This is a genomic window from Streptomyces sp. 1114.5 (genome assembly GCF_003635085.1).
Lineage (GTDB): Bacteria > Actinomycetota > Actinomycetes > Streptomycetales > Streptomycetaceae > Kitasatospora.
The window spans coordinates 255,062-269,255 of record NZ_RBXE01000001.1 but is presented as its reverse complement, the minus strand read 5'-3'; the positions used below and the strand labels follow the sequence as shown (position 1 = coordinate 269,255).

15 protein-coding genes are annotated in these 14,194 nt (G+C 70.5%); all 15 read left to right on the top strand.

Annotated elements, in window-relative coordinates; genetic code table 11:
* Window positions 1-33: 33 nt before the first annotated feature.
* The 15 genes from BX285_RS01130 (at window position 34) to BX285_RS01060 (ending at window position 14,192) form a co-directional block, all read left to right on the top strand.
* Entirely contained in the window at window positions 34-1,218 is a 1,185-nt protein-coding gene (locus tag BX285_RS01130; protein WP_121174235.1) for an LCP family protein, read from the top strand.
* A gap of 137 nt (window positions 1,219-1,355) precedes the next feature.
* A complete protein-coding gene (gene rpmE / locus BX285_RS01125) occupies window positions 1,356-1,577 on the top strand; it encodes a 50S ribosomal protein L31 (protein ID WP_030057539.1) in 222 nt (73 codons plus the stop codon).
* A 162-nt stretch (window positions 1,578-1,739) separates the two neighbouring features.
* Window positions 1,740-2,816, top strand: coding sequence for a peptide chain release factor 1 (gene prfA, locus BX285_RS01120; protein ID WP_097236240.1), 1,077 nt, complete (start codon window positions 1,740-1,742; stop codon window positions 2,814-2,816).
* A gap of 62 nt (window positions 2,817-2,878) precedes the next feature.
* Window positions 2,879-3,745, top strand: coding sequence for a peptide chain release factor N(5)-glutamine methyltransferase (gene prmC / locus BX285_RS01115; protein WP_097236239.1), 867 nt, complete (start codon window positions 2,879-2,881; stop codon window positions 3,743-3,745).
* Between the two features lie 46 nt (window positions 3,746-3,791).
* Window positions 3,792-4,439, top strand: a complete 648-nt coding sequence (locus BX285_RS01110; protein ID WP_097236238.1) for an L-threonylcarbamoyladenylate synthase — start codon at window positions 3,792-3,794, stop codon at window positions 4,437-4,439.
* Window positions 4,440-4,471: 32 nt separating this feature from the next.
* Window positions 4,472-5,113, top strand: coding sequence for a protein-tyrosine-phosphatase (locus tag BX285_RS01105; protein ID WP_097240003.1), 642 nt, complete (start codon window positions 4,472-4,474; stop codon window positions 5,111-5,113).
* 88 nt (window positions 5,114-5,201) lie between these two features.
* Complete coding sequence (gene glyA, locus BX285_RS01100) at window positions 5,202-6,482, top strand: serine hydroxymethyltransferase (protein WP_097236237.1); 1,281 nt, start codon at window positions 5,202-5,204, stop codon at window positions 6,480-6,482.
* Between the two features lie 173 nt (window positions 6,483-6,655).
* On the top strand, window positions 6,656-7,936 hold the full coding sequence (locus BX285_RS01095) for an MraY family glycosyltransferase (RefSeq protein ID WP_121177141.1): 1,281 nt from the start codon (window positions 6,656-6,658) through the stop codon (window positions 7,934-7,936).
* Between the two features lie 300 nt (window positions 7,937-8,236).
* A complete protein-coding gene (locus tag BX285_RS01090) occupies window positions 8,237-8,680 on the top strand; it encodes a hypothetical protein (protein WP_121174234.1) in 444 nt (147 codons plus the stop codon).
* 285 nt (window positions 8,681-8,965) lie between these two features.
* Complete coding sequence (gene atpB / locus BX285_RS01085) at window positions 8,966-9,778, top strand: F0F1 ATP synthase subunit A (RefSeq protein ID WP_259470399.1); 813 nt, start codon at window positions 8,966-8,968, stop codon at window positions 9,776-9,778.
* Between the two features lie 94 nt (window positions 9,779-9,872).
* Window positions 9,873-10,109, top strand: a complete 237-nt coding sequence (gene atpE / locus BX285_RS01080) for an ATP synthase F0 subunit C (protein WP_097236234.1) — start codon at window positions 9,873-9,875, stop codon at window positions 10,107-10,109.
* Window positions 10,110-10,144: 35 nt separating this feature from the next.
* Window positions 10,145-10,702 carry a F0F1 ATP synthase subunit B gene (locus BX285_RS01075; RefSeq protein ID WP_097236233.1) on the top strand — a complete coding sequence of 186 codons (558 nt, stop codon included), beginning with the start codon at window positions 10,145-10,147 and terminating at the stop codon, window positions 10,700-10,702.
* The gene (locus tag BX285_RS01070) at window positions 10,699-11,514 is read left to right on the top strand and encodes a F0F1 ATP synthase subunit delta (protein WP_097236232.1); all 816 of its coding nucleotides are present in this window, start codon (window positions 10,699-10,701) and stop codon (window positions 11,512-11,514) included. The genes BX285_RS01075 and BX285_RS01070 overlap by 4 nt, the downstream gene beginning before the upstream one ends.
* Window positions 11,515-11,670: 156 nt before the next feature.
* Entirely contained in the window at window positions 11,671-13,245 is a 1,575-nt protein-coding gene (atpA, locus tag BX285_RS01065; protein WP_097236231.1) for a F0F1 ATP synthase subunit alpha, read from the top strand.
* A gap of 32 nt (window positions 13,246-13,277) precedes the next feature.
* On the top strand, window positions 13,278-14,192 hold the full coding sequence (locus tag BX285_RS01060) for a F0F1 ATP synthase subunit gamma (RefSeq protein WP_121174232.1): 915 nt from the start codon (window positions 13,278-13,280) through the stop codon (window positions 14,190-14,192).
* The last annotated feature ends 2 nt before the right edge of the window (window positions 14,193-14,194 follow it).

Sequence of the window (14,194 nt, the reverse complement as noted above, 5' to 3'; positions counted from 1 at the left end):
TTGGATCATCTTGTCCGATTTACTCTGGACCGTATGGCCGAGCACAAGAGGGTTCCGAGTCGCCGCCGCAGGGTCCTGTGGACGGCCGCCTGCGCGTTCGTCGCGCTCGTCGTCCTCGGCGCCGGCGCAGCCGTCTACGCGTACGTCAGGCTCAACGGCAACATCAAGAGCGTCGACATCGACAACCGCCTCGGCGACGCCCGGCCGCCGGCCGCCACCGACGGGTCCTTCAACCTCCTGGTGCTGGGCTCCGACTCGCGGAACGGCGAGAACGGCGACCTGGCCGGCGGGAACACCGGCGACACCGCCCGCTCGGACACCGCGATGGTGGTGCACGTCAACCAGGACCACTCGCGCGCGCAGATCGTCTCGATACCGCGCGACACCCTGGTCACCCGCCCCGACTGCACCGACGCGAGCGGCAAGACCGTGCCCGGTGCCAAGCGCGCGATGTACAACAGCGCCTTCGAGAGCGGCGGCGCGGCCTGCGCGGTCAAGACCACCGAACAGCTCACCGGGCTGCGGATGGACCACTACCTGCAGATCGACTTCGCCGGCTTCGCCCGGGTCGTGGACGCGATAGGCGGGGCCACCGTGACCACCACGGTGGCCATCCACGACAAGGACAGCGGGCTCGACCTGCCGGCCGGGCAGCACCACCTGGACGGGCAGCAGGCGCTGGCCTTCGTCCGCACCCGGCACGGCGTCGGCGACGGCAGCGACCTGGGCCGGATCGAGCTGCAGAAGCAGATGGTGAAGTCGCTGCTCCAGCAGGCCGGCGGGGCGGGACTGCTCACCGACCCGGTCGAGCTGTGGTCGATCGGCGACACCATGACCAAGAGCGTCACCACCGACTCCGCGCTCGGCTCGGTGAACGCGCTGGTGGGGCTCGTCCAGGAGCTCAGGGGGATCGGGCCGGACCAGCTGAGCATGGTCACCCTGCCCGTGGAGACGGCCCCCAGCGACCCGAACCGGGTCGTCGCGCAGCAGCCGCAGGCCGACCAGGTCTGGGCCGCGCTCAAGGCCGACCAGGCCTTCCCGCAGACGGTCGTCTCGGCGCAGCCGGAGAATCCCGCCCAGGCCGCCCCCACGGCCTCCCCTGCGGCCGCGCCGGGGGCCTCCGGGGCGACCTCCGCGGCGACTTCCGGGAAGACCGCGAGCAAGCCCACCCCGAAGGCCACTCCCAAGGCCACCCCGAGCGCCGGCGCCGTGCGCTGAGCGGGCCCGGAATATCCCGGAACGGGACCCGGTTTGGGAAGATGCGGCCGGTCCTGGCAGACTGGTACGTCGGTCCCGGTTCACGTGCGGCACTCCAGCCGCCGACCCGGTGCCCTCCCGAAACCTAGGAGAACCCCTTGAAGCCCAACGTTCACCCCGAGTACGTGGTCACCCGCGTGACCTGCACCTGCGGCGCCGAGTTCACCACCCGGTCCACCGAGACCAGCGGCGAGATCCGCGCCGAGGTCTGCTCGCAGTGCCACCCGTTCTACACCGGCAAGCAGAAGATCCTCGACACCGGTGGCCGCGTGGCCCGCTTCGAGGCCCGCTTCGGCAAGCAGCACAGCGCGAAGGCCTAGCGCTCACTCGGCGCCGGTTCCCGGTGCCCCCGTACTCGTTGTCGGGGGCGCTCGGGGGCCGGCGCCGTTCGCGTCCCCCCGCACGGTCCCGCGCCGTACGCCTCCCAGCCCCGTACGTCCCCTCCTCCGCACGATCCGAGCCCCCGGGAAGAAGGCCACCCCATGTTCGAGGCAGTCGAAGAGCTCCTCGTCGAGCACGCCGACCTCGAAACGAGGCTGGCCGACCCGTCCGTCCACGCCGACCAGAACAACGCCCGCAAGCTGGCCAAGCGCTACGCCGAGCTGACCCCGATCACCCGGGTCTACCGGCAGTGGCGGCAGGCCGGCGAGGACATCGAGGCCGCGCGCGAACTCGCCGCCGAGGACCCGGAGTTCCTCGCCGAGGTGAAGGACTCCGAGGCGCGCCGGGACGAGCTCACCGAGCAGCTGCGGCTGCTGCTGGTCCCGCGCGACCCGAGCGACGACAAGGACGTCATCCTGGAGATCAAGGCGGGTGAGGGCGGCGAGGAGTCCGCGCTGTTCGCCGGCGACCTGCTCCGGATGTACCTGCGCTTCGCGGAGCGGATCGGCTGGAAGACCGAGCTGATCGACTCCAACGAGTCCGACCTCGGCGGCTACAAGGACGTCTCGGTCGCGGTCAAGACCAAGGGCAACGCCGAGCCCGGCCAGGGCGTCTGGGCCCGGCTGAAGTACGAGGGCGGCGTGCACCGCGTGCAGCGCGTCCCCGCCACCGAGTCCCAGGGCCGCATCCACACCTCCGCGGCGGGCGTGCTGGTCACCCCCGAGGCGGAGGAGGTCGAGGTCGAGATCCTGGCCAACGACCTGCGGATCGACGTCTACCGCTCCTCCGGCCCCGGCGGCCAGTCGGTCAACACCACCGACTCCGCGGTCCGGATCACCCACCTGCCGACCGGTATCGTGGCGTCCTGCCAGAACGAGAAGAGCCAGCTGCAGAACAAGGAGCAGGCGATGCGCATCCTGCGTTCGCGGCTGCTGGCCGCCGCGCAGGAGGAGGCCGAGCGCGAGGCCTCGGACGCGCGCCGCAGCCAGGTCCGCACGGTGGACCGCTCCGAGCGGATCCGGACGTACAACTACCCCGAGAACCGCATCTCGGACCACCGCACGGGCTTCAAGGCGTACAACCTGGACCAGGTCCTGGACGGCGACCTGAACGCGGTGATCCAGTCCTGCGTCGACAAGGACGCGGCGGCCAAGCTCGCCGCGGCCCAAGAGAACTGAGACCGGCGCGCACCAGCCCACGGGCAGTCCCGAGCCGGAGCGCAGAAAACGAGGTCGTACGGATGAACCTGCTGCTCGCCGAGGTGGCCCAGGCCACCCAGCGGTTGGCCGCGGCCGGCGTGCCGTCGCCGCGCTTCGACGCGGAGGAACTCGCCGCCTACGTCCACAACGTCAAGCGCAGCCAGCTGCACACGGTGAAGGACGCCGACTTCGACGCCCGCTACTGGGAGGCCGTCTCCCGCCGCGAGGCGCGCGAACCGCTCCAGCACATCACCGGGCGGGCGTTCTTCCGCTACCTCGAACTGGCGGTCGGCCCCGGGGTGTTCGTGCCCCGGCCGGAGACCGAGACGGTCGTCGAGTGGGCCATAGACGCGGTGCGCGACATGGACGTGGCCGAGCCGCTGGTGGTGGACCTGTGCTCCGGCTCCGGCGCCATCGCCCTCGCCCTGGCGCAGGAGCTGCCGCGCTCCACCGTGCACGCCTTCGAACTGGACGAGGGCGCGCTGCAGTACACCCGGCGCAACATCGAGGCCAGCCCGGACCGCGCCCGCGTCACCCTGCACGCCGGCGACGCCACCAAGGCCTTCGAGGACGACCGCTCCTGGGACGGCCGCTTCGACCTGGTCATCTCCAACCCGCCGTACATCCCGCTCACCGAGTGGGAGTACGTCGCGCCGGAGGCCCGCGACCACGACCCGCAGATGTCGCTGTTCTCCGGCGAGGACGGCCTGGACACCATCCGCGGCATCGAGCGGGTCGCCGCGCGGCTGCTGCGCCCGGGCGGCGCGGTGGTCATCGAGCACGCCGACCAGCAGGGCGGCCAGGTGCCGTGGATCTTCAACGAGGAACGCGGCTGGACGGACACCGCCGACCACCGCGACCTGAACAACCGGCCGCGCTTCACCACGGCCCGCAGGGTCGGGTCGTGAAGACCGTCGTGACCGCCGTGAGCCACTTCGGAAGGGGACCGAACCGATGAGCCGCCGCTACGACTGTGCCGATTCCGGGGACCGCGCCACCGGCCTGCGCGAGGCCGCCTCGGCCGTCCGCCGCGGCGAACTCGTCGTGCTGCCCACCGACACCCTGTACGGGGTCGGCGCGGACGCCTTCTCCCCGGAGGCCGTCGGCGAGCTGATGGGCGCCCGCGGGCGCGGCCGCAACACGCCCTCGCCCGTCCTGGTCGGCTCGCCGACCACCCTGCACGGCCTGGTCACCGACTTCTCCGAGCAGGCCTGGGAGCTGGTCGACGCCTTCTGGCCCGGCGGGCTCACCCTGGTCGCCCGGCACCAGCCCTCGCTGCGCTGGGACCTCGGCGAGACCCGCGGCACCGTCGCCGTCCGGATGCCGCTGCACCCGGTCGCCATCGAGTTGCTGAACGCCACCGGCCCGATGGCCGTCTCCAGCGCCAACCGGATCGGCGGGGCGTCCCCGCTGACCTGCGACGAGGCGCAGAACCAGCTCGGCGACGCGGTCTCGGTCTACCTGGACGGCGGGGCGGCCGACCACAGCGCGGCCTCGTCCATCGTCGACGTCACCGGCAAGGTCCCGATCCTGCTGCGGGCCGGCGCGATCAGCGTCGAGCAGCTGAGGGAGGTCGTACCCGACCTGGAGGCCGGCAGTTGACGCCCACCGCCTCGCTCCATGCCGGGCCCGGCATAGCGCCGTACCTGAGCGTGGGCCCCAGGCCGCTGGACCACTTCCGGATCCTGTTCGTCTGCACCGGGAACATCTGCCGCTCGCCGATCGCCGAGCGGCTCACCCGGCGTGAGCTGGACACCCGGCTGAGCCCCCGGGTGGCCGGGCGGATCCTGGTGGAGAGCGCCGGCACCTGGGGCCACGTCGGCGCGCCGATGGAGGACCACGCGGCGACCGTGCTCGACGAGTACGGCGCCGACAGCGGCGGCTTCACCGGCCGCGAGCTGCTGGACGAGCACGTGGTCGAGGCCGACCTGGTGCTCACCGCGACGCTGGACCACCGCGCCCAGGTGATCTCGATGGGCCACGAGGCGGGGCTGCGCACCTTCACGCTGAAGGAGTTCACCCGGCTGGTGCGGACGATAGACCCGGGCACGCTGCCCGACCCCCGGCGCGGCGCCGACGTCACCGAGCGGGCCCGCGCCCTGGTCCGGGCGGCCGCCGCGCTGCGCGGCTGGCTGCTGGCGGCCACCCCGGAGTCGGACGAGGTGGACGACCCGTACGGGGCCCCGATCGGCATGTTCCGCAACTGCGGCGAGGAGATATTCCACGCGGTCGACCCGGTGGTCACCGCGCTCACGGGCGTCCCCGCCCACCGCTGACGCACGCGAACGGCCTGTTCGGCGGGCCGGGCGGCGGTGGCGGTCCTAGGCTGGATCCACCCCACCCGCAGCGCCCGGGAGTCCCGCCATGACCGTCACCGATGCCGCGACCGGCCCGACCGCGACCAGGGGGCGCCCCTGGGCGTCCGAGGCCCTGCACCGGGCCGATCCGCAGCTCGCCGACCTGCTGGCCGCGGAGGCCGAGCGGCGGGCCGAGACGATCCAGCTGCTGGCGGGGGAGAACCTCACCACCCCCGCCGTGCTGGCGGCCCTCACCGGCCCGCTGATCGACAAGTACGCCGAGGGCTACCCGGGCCGCCGGCACCACACCGGCTGCTCGCTGGCGGACGCCGCCGAGCTGCTGGCGATCGACCGGGCCCGCGAGCTGTTCGCCGCCCCGCACGCCAACGTCCAGCCCCGGTCGGTGACTTCGGCGATGCTGGCGGCGTACGCGGCGGTGCTGCGGCCCGGCGACGGGGTGCTGGCGATGTCGCTGGAGCACGGCGGCCACCTCAGCTGTGGCTCGCGTGCCAACTTCTCCGGCCGCTGGTTCGCCTTCACCGGTTACGGCGTGCGCGAGGCCGACGGGCTGATCGACCTGGACCAGGTGCGCGAACTGGCCCGGCTGCACCGGCCGAAGGCCATCGTGGCGGGCTCGATCTCCTACCCCCGGCACCCGGACTGGGCGGCCTTCCGGGAGATCGCCGACGAGGTGGACGCCTATCTGATCGCCTCCGCCGCGCAGACCACCGGCCTGGTCGCGGCCGGTGTGGCGCCCTCGCCGGTGCCGTACGCGGACGTGACGGTGGCGGCCACCCACAAGCTGCTGCGCGGGCCGCGCGGCGGTCTGCTGCTGTGCACCGCGGAGCTGGCCGAGCGGATCGACCGGGCGGTGTTCCCGTTCAGCCAGGGCGGCGCGGCGATGAACGAGGTGGCCGGCAAGGCGGTCGCCCTCGCGGAGGCCTCGACGCCCGCCTACCGGGCGTACGCGCAGCGGACGGTGTCCGGGGCGCAGGTACTGGCCGAGGGGCTTGCAGAGGCCGGAATGCGCCCCCTGACGGGTGGTACCGACACCCACCTGGTGACGGCCGACGTGAGCCCGCTGGGCGTCAGCGGCGCGGAGGCCGAGCGGCGCTGCGCGGCGGCGGGGCTGCTGCTCGGCAAGTGCGCGCTGCCGTACGACCCGGCGCCGCCCTCCGAGGCCTCCGGGATCCGGCTGGGCACGGGCACGGTGACCAGCCAGGGGATGGGCGCGGCGGAGCTGTCCGAGATCGCCGGACTGATCGCGCGGGTGCTCGACGGCGGCGCCGTGGCCCCGGCGGCGGCGCGGGTGCGGGAGCTGGCGCAGGCCTTCGCCGACCGGGCCTGAGCGGCGCCCGTCCACGGCCATCCCGATCTCCTACCCGGGAGTGCGAACCGCGATGCACGTCCCCGGCGTCCGACTCAATAAGGTGTGTGCCGTGGCGACGCACCTCGAACCCCGGGAAGGCAGGGGAGTACCTTCGGTACTTCCCCGTTCGACAGTGATGCAGGAGGCCAGTGGTGCGTGAGTATCTGCTGGTGCTGTTCTGCACCGCCGCGGTCACCTACCTGCTGACCGGCCCGGTCCGGAAGTTCGCCATCGCGGCCGGCGCCATGCCGCCGGTGCGCGCCCGCGACGTGCACCGCGAGCCCACGCCGCGGCTCGGCGGCATCGCGATGTTCGGCGGACTGTGCGCGGGCATCCTGGTCGCCTCGCAACTCGACAACCTGAGCAAGGTGTTCACCCAGGGCACCGACATCCGCGCGCTGCTGTCCGGCGCCGGGATCATGTTCCTGCTGGGGGTGCTCGACGACAAGTGGGGCGTGGACGCGCTGGTGAAGCTCGGCGGCCAGATGATCGCCGCCGGTGTGATGGTCTGGCAGGGCGTCACGGTGATCACCCTCCCGGTGCCCGGCGTCGGCGCGGTCGCGGTGAGCCCGACCCAGGGCATGGTCATCTCGGTCACCCTGGTCGTCGTCATGGTCAACGCGGTGAACTTCATCGACGGTCTGGACGGCCTGGCCGGCGGCATGGTCTGCATCGCCGCGATGGCGTTCTTCCTGTACAGCTACCGGCTCTGGTACGGCTACGCGATCACCGACGCGGCCCCCGCCGTGCTGTTCAGCGTGCTACTGATCGGCATGTGCCTGGGCTTCCTGGCGCACAACATGCACCCCGCGCGGATCTTCATGGGCGACTCCGGCTCGATGATGCTGGGCCTGATGCTGGCCGTGGCCGCGATCTCCATCACCGGCCGCGTCGACCCGGACCTGATCAACAACGAGACCGGTTCGCAGACCGCCACCGTGCACGCCCTGGTGCCGATCTACATCCCGCTGCTGCTGCCGCTGACGGTCATCGCGCTGCCGCTGGCCGACCTGCTGCTCGCGGTGGTGCGCCGCACCTGGGCCGGCCAGTCGCCGTTCGCCGCCGACAAGCGGCACCTGCACCACCGGCTGCTGCAGGTCGGGCACTCGCACAGCCGGGCCGTGCTGATCATGTACTTCTGGGCCGCGCTGATCGCCTTCGGCACGGTGGCCTTCTCGGTGACCAACACCGGCCGCACCGTGGTCCTGACGCTCGCCGGGCTCTGCCTGGTCGGCCTGGTGGTGCTGCTCACCCCGCGGTTCCGGCCGCGCGCCCCGCGGGCGGTGCAGTCCTTCGTCCCGCCGCGCTACCGCCGTCAGTCCTCCGGCCCGATGGCTGAACTCTCGGCGAAGGACAAGCAACTCCTGGGTGAAGCCAGCCGGGAGGGTTCCACCGAGCGGGCCGACCACGGACCGACCGGCGGCCGTCGCTGACGGGTGAGTTGACGATCCGTCAGATGGCTTCACCCGTACGGCGGATCCGCTGCGCCGTCGGTGTGACAGGTGCCACACATTCATGGTAAAGCTCTCATCAAATAGTTTGTGATACCGTTCACGAGTACCGAGAACACGCCGAAAGAACCTGACAGGTGGATGACTTCCGTCCCTGTCGGTCTCCCTCGACGGGCTCGTCGCTCCTGCGGACGGCCCCAACGGCGATGCCTCGGTCCGGTGTCACCCGCCACCGCCCGTGCCCGTCCCCCGCCACATCGACATGCCGCCGGAGCTGCCGACATGCCGTCCAACGACGCCCGGATCCTCCGAGGCGCCGCGATTCCCACTGCGGTCGCCGGGATCATCGCCATGGCGATCTCCTATGCCGTCGCCCAGGGGAAGGGGCTGCTCGGCGCCCTGTTCGGCGCGGTGCTCGTGATGGCCTTCTTCAGCTTCGGCCAGGTCGCGCTCGACCGGCTGACCAGGTCGAACCCGCAGATGATGATGGCCGCGGGGCTGCTCGTCTACACCACGCAGATCCTGCTGGTCGGCATCGTGCTCGCGGTGTTCAAGAACACCGAACTGTTCAACCGACAGGCGTTCGCCTTCACGCTGCTCGGCTGCGCCCTGATCTGGACGGGCTTCCAGGTGCGCGGCGCGCTCAAGGCCAAGACCTTCTACGTCGACACCGACGCCTCGGAAAACAAGGACGACAAGCCCTCCGACAAGGGGCGTCAACAGTGACGAGGCCTCACTGTCCCCCCAACGAGGGGGGCGGTGTTTATGCCGCACTGACGGGCTGCTATCGTCCGTCGCAACAACGGAGTACGGGAAGAGGCCTGGTCTGTCCGAGTAGCGGACGGATCGCCCCCCGGATCCGCGCAGTCTTCGATGATCCCGCTGTGGTGCAGTCCACTGCCGCGCGGGGTCGGCGAGAAACCCATCAAGTTCCAGTGCCGCTCCGTGGCCTCAGGCCACGCCGACACACCGAGGTTGCCGTATCCATGCGTCACGACGAAGGAGTCCGTGGTGAGTTCTGACCTCACGTCCCTCGCCTCAGGCAGTTGCCACTTCGGGGATGCTGGCTGCGGCTTCCCGGCCCCGGGTCTGAACGAGTTCGACTTCAAGCCGATCTTCCAGATCGGCAGCTTCTACTTCAACAAGCCGATGCTGCTGTCGATGATCGTCGCAGTGCTGGTGGTCGTCTTCTTCTGGGCCTCGTTCGCCAAGCCCCGCCTGGTCCCCGGCAAGCTCCAGCTGGTCGGCGAGATCGGCTACGACTTCGTCAAGCGCTCCATCGTGCTGGAGACGATCGGCAAGAAGGGCGAGAAGTACGTCCCGATGCTGGTCTCGATGTTCTTCTTCATCTGGTTGATGAACATCATGTCGATCATCCCGTTCGCACAGTTCCCCGTGACGGCGGCGATCGCGTTCCCGGCCGGCCTCGCCGGCGTCGTGTGGATCACCTACATGACGCTGACCTTCAAGAAGCACGGCTTCGTCGGCGGTCTGAAGAACCTCTGCTGGCCGTCGGGCATCCCCGGCTGGGTCATGTTCATCCTGGTGCCGATCGAGTTCTTCTCGAACATCTTCGTGCGCCCCTTCACGCTCGCGGTCCGAGCCTTCGCGAACATGTTCGCCGGCCACCTGCTGATCGTGATGTTCTCCATCGCCTCCTGGTACCTGCTCAGCCCGACCCTGGGCGCGCTCTACGGCTCGGCCTCGTTCGTCGTCGCCGTCGGCCTGACCGCCTTCGAGCTGCTGGTCCAGTTCCTGCAGGCCTACATCTTCGTGATGCTGGCCAGCAGCTACATCGCCGGTGCCCTGGAAGAGGCGCACTGAGCCCCGAGGCCCTGGCCTCCCGTGAACCACCATCCGGATCGCCCGGTGGCCAATCACCACCGGTTCACCACCCCTTGCAAAGGACACAACTGCAATGACCATGATCGCTGAGGGCGTCGTCGGTTCCATCGCTTCCGTCGGTTACGGCCTTGCCGCCATCGGCCCCGGCATCGGCGTCGGTCTGATCTTCGGTAACGGTGTCCAGGCCATGGCCCGTCAGCCCGAGGCTGCCGGCCTGATCCGCTCGAACATGTTCATCGGCTTCGCGCTGACCGAGGCGCTCGCGCTCATCGGCATCGTCATGCCGTTCGTGTTCGGCACCGGCAAGTAATTCCGGCGTAGCCCCTTTCTGAGGAAGGTCCAGATATGACCATCGCGGCTTCGCTCGCGGCCGAGGAGCAGATGAACCCGCTCCTCCCCGCGTGGCCCGAGATCATCATCGGCCTGCTCTGCTTCTTCATCGTCTTCGGGCTGCTCGGCAAGAAGCTCCTCCCCAGCATCGAGAAGGTGCTGTCGGAGCGCCGGGACGCCATCGAGGGCGGCATGGAGCGCGCCGAGGCCGCTCAGGCCGAGGCCCAGGCCCTGCTTGAGCAGTACCGCGCCGAGCTCGCCGAGGCGCGCCACGAGGCTGCCCGCATCGTCGAGCAGGCTCGCGAGCAGGGTGCCGCCCAGCTCGCCGAGATGCGCGAGGAGGGCCAGCGTCAGCGCGAGGCCATCGTCGCGGCCGGTCACGCCCAGATCGAGGCGGACAAGAAGCAGGCGACTGCCGCCCTGCGCCAGGACGTGGGCTCGCTGGCCACCCAGCTGGCGTCCCGCATCGTGGGTGAGTCCCTTGAGGAGCACACCCGCCAGAGCGGCGTCGTCGACCGCTTCCTGGACGAGCTGGAGGCCAAGGCCGCCGTTGCTCAGGGTGCGGCCAAGTGATCGGCGCCAGCCGCGAAGCGCTCGCCGCCGGCCGGCAGAACCTGGAGAGCCTGACCGACTCCACCTCGGTGGACGCGGCCAAGCTCGCCGAGGAGCTCACCGCCGTCACGGCCGTCCTGGACCGTGAGGTGTCGCTGCGCCGCGTCCTGACCGACCCCTCGCGGTCGGGCCAGGACAAGGCCCAGCTGGTCACCTCGCTGCTGACCGGTCAGGTCTCCGGCGAGGCCGTCGACCTGGTCTCCGGGCTGGTCCGCTCCCGCTGGTCGGGCTCGCGCGACCTGGTGGACGCGACCGAGGAGCTCGCCGCGTACGCCGAGATCATCGCCGCGGACAAGGCCGGCGCCCTCGACGACGTCGAGGACGAGCTGTTCCGCTTCGGCCGGGTGGTGAGCGGCTCGCACGAGCTGCGCTCCGCGCTGACCGAGCCGAAGGCCGGCGCCGTCGCCAAGGCGGAGCTGATCAAGAAGCTGCTCGGCGGCCGCGCCAACGCGGGCACCGTCCGGCTGGTCACCGCCCTCGTGAATGCGCCGCGTGGCCGTAGCCTTGAGCAGGGCCTGGAGTCCTACTCCAAGCTCGCCGCCGCGCGCCGCGGCCGGGTGGTGGCCCTGGTCACCACCGCGGTTCCGCTGTCGGACACCCAGAAGGAGCGCCTGACCGGTGCTCTGGGCCGGATGTACGGCCGCCAGGTCCACCTGAACATCGACGTCGACCCCGAGGTCGTCGGCGGCGTGCGGGTGCAGATCGGCGACGAGATCATCGACGGCACCGTGTCGAGCCGCCTCGAAGGCGCTCGCCAGTCGCTCGAAGGCTGAGCAACCGAGCAGCACATCCGACCCTCGGTCGGGAAACCGGCTCCCCAAGGAGCCGGCAAAACGTACGGCCGGTTCATACGACCCGGCCGAGAGTCGAGTACTTGCGGCCCTCAATGGCGGGCCGAGGATCGCAAACTAGGAGAGCAGGGAAGCCTGATGGCGGAGCTTACGATCCGTCCGGAGGAGATCCGGGACGCGCTGGCCGACTTTGTCCAGTCGTACCAGCCGGACGCCGCTTCTGTGGAAGAGGTCGGCACGGTCACTGACGCGGCGGACGGTATCGCGCATGTCGAGGGCCTGCCCTCGGTCATGGCGAACGAGCTGCTGAAGTTCGAGGACGGGACGCTCGGCCTCGCGCTGAACCTCGACACCCGCGAGATCGGTGTCGTCGTCCTGGGTGAGTTCGGCGGCATCGAAGAGGGCCAGACCGTGCGCCGCACCGGCGAGGTCCTCTCGGTTCCGGTCGGCGACGGCTACCTCGGCCGCGTCGTGGACCCGCTGGGCAACCCGATCGACGGCCTCGGCGAGATCGCGGCCACCGGCCGTCGCGCCCTGGAGCTGCAGGCCCCCGGCGTCATGGCCCGCAAGTCGGTCAAGCAGCCGCTGCAGACCGGCATCAAGGCCATCGACGCGATGACCCCGATCGGCCGCGGCCAGCGCCAGCTGATCATCGGTGACCGCCAGACCGGTAAGACCGCGGTGGCCGTCGACACGATCATCAACCAGCGCGACAACTGGCGCTCGGGCGACCCGGAGAAGCAGGTCCGCTGCATCTACGTCGCCGTGGGCCAGAAGGGCTCCACCATCGCGTCCGTCCGCGGCGCCCTGGAGGAGGCCGGCGCGCTGGAGTACACCACCATCGTGGCCGCTCCCGCCTCCGACCCGGCCGGCTTCAAGTACCTCGCCCCGTACACCGGTTCGGCCATCGGCCAGGAGTGGATGTACGACGGCAAGCACGTCCTGATCATCTTCGACGACCTGTCGAAGCAGGCCGAGGCCTACCGCTCCGTCTCCCTGCTGCTGCGCCGCCCGCCGGGCCGCGAGGCGTACCCGGGTGACGTCTTCTACCTGCACTCCCGTCTGCTGGAGCGCTGCGCCAAGCTGAACGACGCCCTGGGCGGCGGCTCGATGACCGGTCTGCCGATCATCGAGACCAAGGCCAACGACGTCTCGGCGTACATCCCGACCAACGTCATCTCCATCACCGACGGCCAGTGCTTCCTGGAGTCCGACCTGTTCAACGCCGGCATCCGCCCGGCCGTGAACGTCGGTATCTCGGTCTCCCGCGTCGGTGGCTCCGCCCAGATCAAGGCCATGCGCTCGGTCGCCGGCCGTCTGCGCCTGGACCTCGCCCAGTACCGTGAGCTGGAGGCCTTCGCCGCCTTCGGTTCCGACCTGGACGCGGCCTCCAAGGCCCAGCTGGAGCGCGGTGCGCGCATGGTCGAGCTGCTGAAGCAGGGCCAGTACCAGCCGTTCCCGGTCGAGGAGCAGGTCGTCTCCATCTGGGCCGGCACCACCGGCAAGATGGACGACGTCCCGGTCGCCGAGATCCGCCGCTTCGAGCGCGAGTTCCTGGACCACGTCCGCCTGCAGCACAAGGACCTGCTGGCCGGCATCGTCGAGACCGGTCTGCTGGCCGACGGCACCGTCGACGCGCTGACCACCGCGATCGAGGCCTTCAAGCAGGGTTACCAGACCGCTGACGGCAAGCTGCTCTCCGAGCAGGCCTGAGTCCGGTAGCGAGGGAAAGGACGTAACGACCCATGGGAGCACAGCTTCGGGTCTACAAGCGCCGGATCCGCTCTGTCACCGCGACGAAGAAGATCACCAAGGCGATGGAGATGATCTCCGCGTCGCGCATCGTCAAGGCGCAGCGCGCGGTGGCCGCCTCCACTCCGTACGCCGATGAGCTCACCCGGGCGGTGACGGCGGTGGCCACCCGGTCCAACGCCAAGCACCCGCTCACCACCGAGAACCCGAACGCCTCGCGCGCCGCCGTGCTTCTGATCACGGCGGACCGCGGCCTGGCGGGCGGCTACTCGACCAACGCCATCAAGGCCGCGCTGACGCTCACCGAGCGCCTGCGCGCCGAGGGCAAGGACGTGGTGACGTACATCATCGGCCGCAAGGGTGTCTCGTACTACACCTTCCGCAACCTCGCGATCACCGCGTCGTGGACGGGCTTCTCGGACAAGCCCACCTACGGCGACGCGAAGACCGTGGCGGCCGACCTGATCGAGGCCTTCACGGCCGAGACCGGCGGTGTGGACGAGCTCCACCTGATCTCGACCGAGTTCGTGTCGATGCTGACGCAGAACGCGGTGGAGGCCCGGCTGCTGCCGCTGACGCTGGACGAGGTCCAGCTCAGCGACCAGACGCCGGCCAAGGCGGAGATCTTCCCGCTCTACGACTTCGAGCCGTCGGCGGAGGGCGTCCTGGACGCGCTGCTGCCGCGGTACGTCGAGAGCCGGATCTACAACGCGCTGCTGCAGTCGGCCGCTTCCGAGCACGCCGCCCGCCGCCGCGCGATGAAGAGCGCGACGGACAACGCCGGCGAGCTCATCAAGTCGCTCACGCGGCTTGCCAACTCGGCCCGTCAGGCCGAGATCACCCAGGAAATCAGCGAGATCGTCGGCGGCGCCAACGCCCTCGCCGACGCTAGCCGCGGGAGCGAATGAGT

Excerpts from the sequence above, each read along its gene's own strand:
- BX285_RS01110 (WP_097236238.1), top strand. The coding sequence starts at position 3,792 with ATGAGCCGCCGCTACGACTGTGCCGATTCCGGGGACCGCGCCACCGGC.
- prmC (WP_097236239.1), top strand. The coding sequence starts at position 2,879 with ATGAACCTGCTGCTCGCCGAGGTGGCCCAGGCCACCCAGCGGTTGGCC.
- atpA (WP_097236231.1), top strand. The coding sequence starts at position 11,671 with ATGGCGGAGCTTACGATCCGTCCGGAGGAGATCCGGGACGCGCTGGCC.
- BX285_RS01130 (WP_121174235.1), top strand. The coding sequence starts at position 34 with ATGGCCGAGCACAAGAGGGTTCCGAGTCGCCGCCGCAGGGTCCTGTGG.
- BX285_RS01075 (WP_097236233.1), top strand. The coding sequence starts at position 10,145 with ATGACCATCGCGGCTTCGCTCGCGGCCGAGGAGCAGATGAACCCGCTC.
- BX285_RS01060 (WP_121174232.1), top strand. The coding sequence starts at position 13,278 with ATGGGAGCACAGCTTCGGGTCTACAAGCGCCGGATCCGCTCTGTCACC.
- glyA (WP_097236237.1), top strand. The coding sequence starts at position 5,202 with ATGACCGTCACCGATGCCGCGACCGGCCCGACCGCGACCAGGGGGCGC.
- BX285_RS01090 (WP_121174234.1), top strand. The coding sequence starts at position 8,237 with ATGCCGTCCAACGACGCCCGGATCCTCCGAGGCGCCGCGATTCCCACT.
- prfA (WP_097236240.1), top strand. The coding sequence starts at position 1,740 with ATGTTCGAGGCAGTCGAAGAGCTCCTCGTCGAGCACGCCGACCTCGAA.
- atpE (WP_097236234.1), top strand. The coding sequence starts at position 9,873 with ATGACCATGATCGCTGAGGGCGTCGTCGGTTCCATCGCTTCCGTCGGT.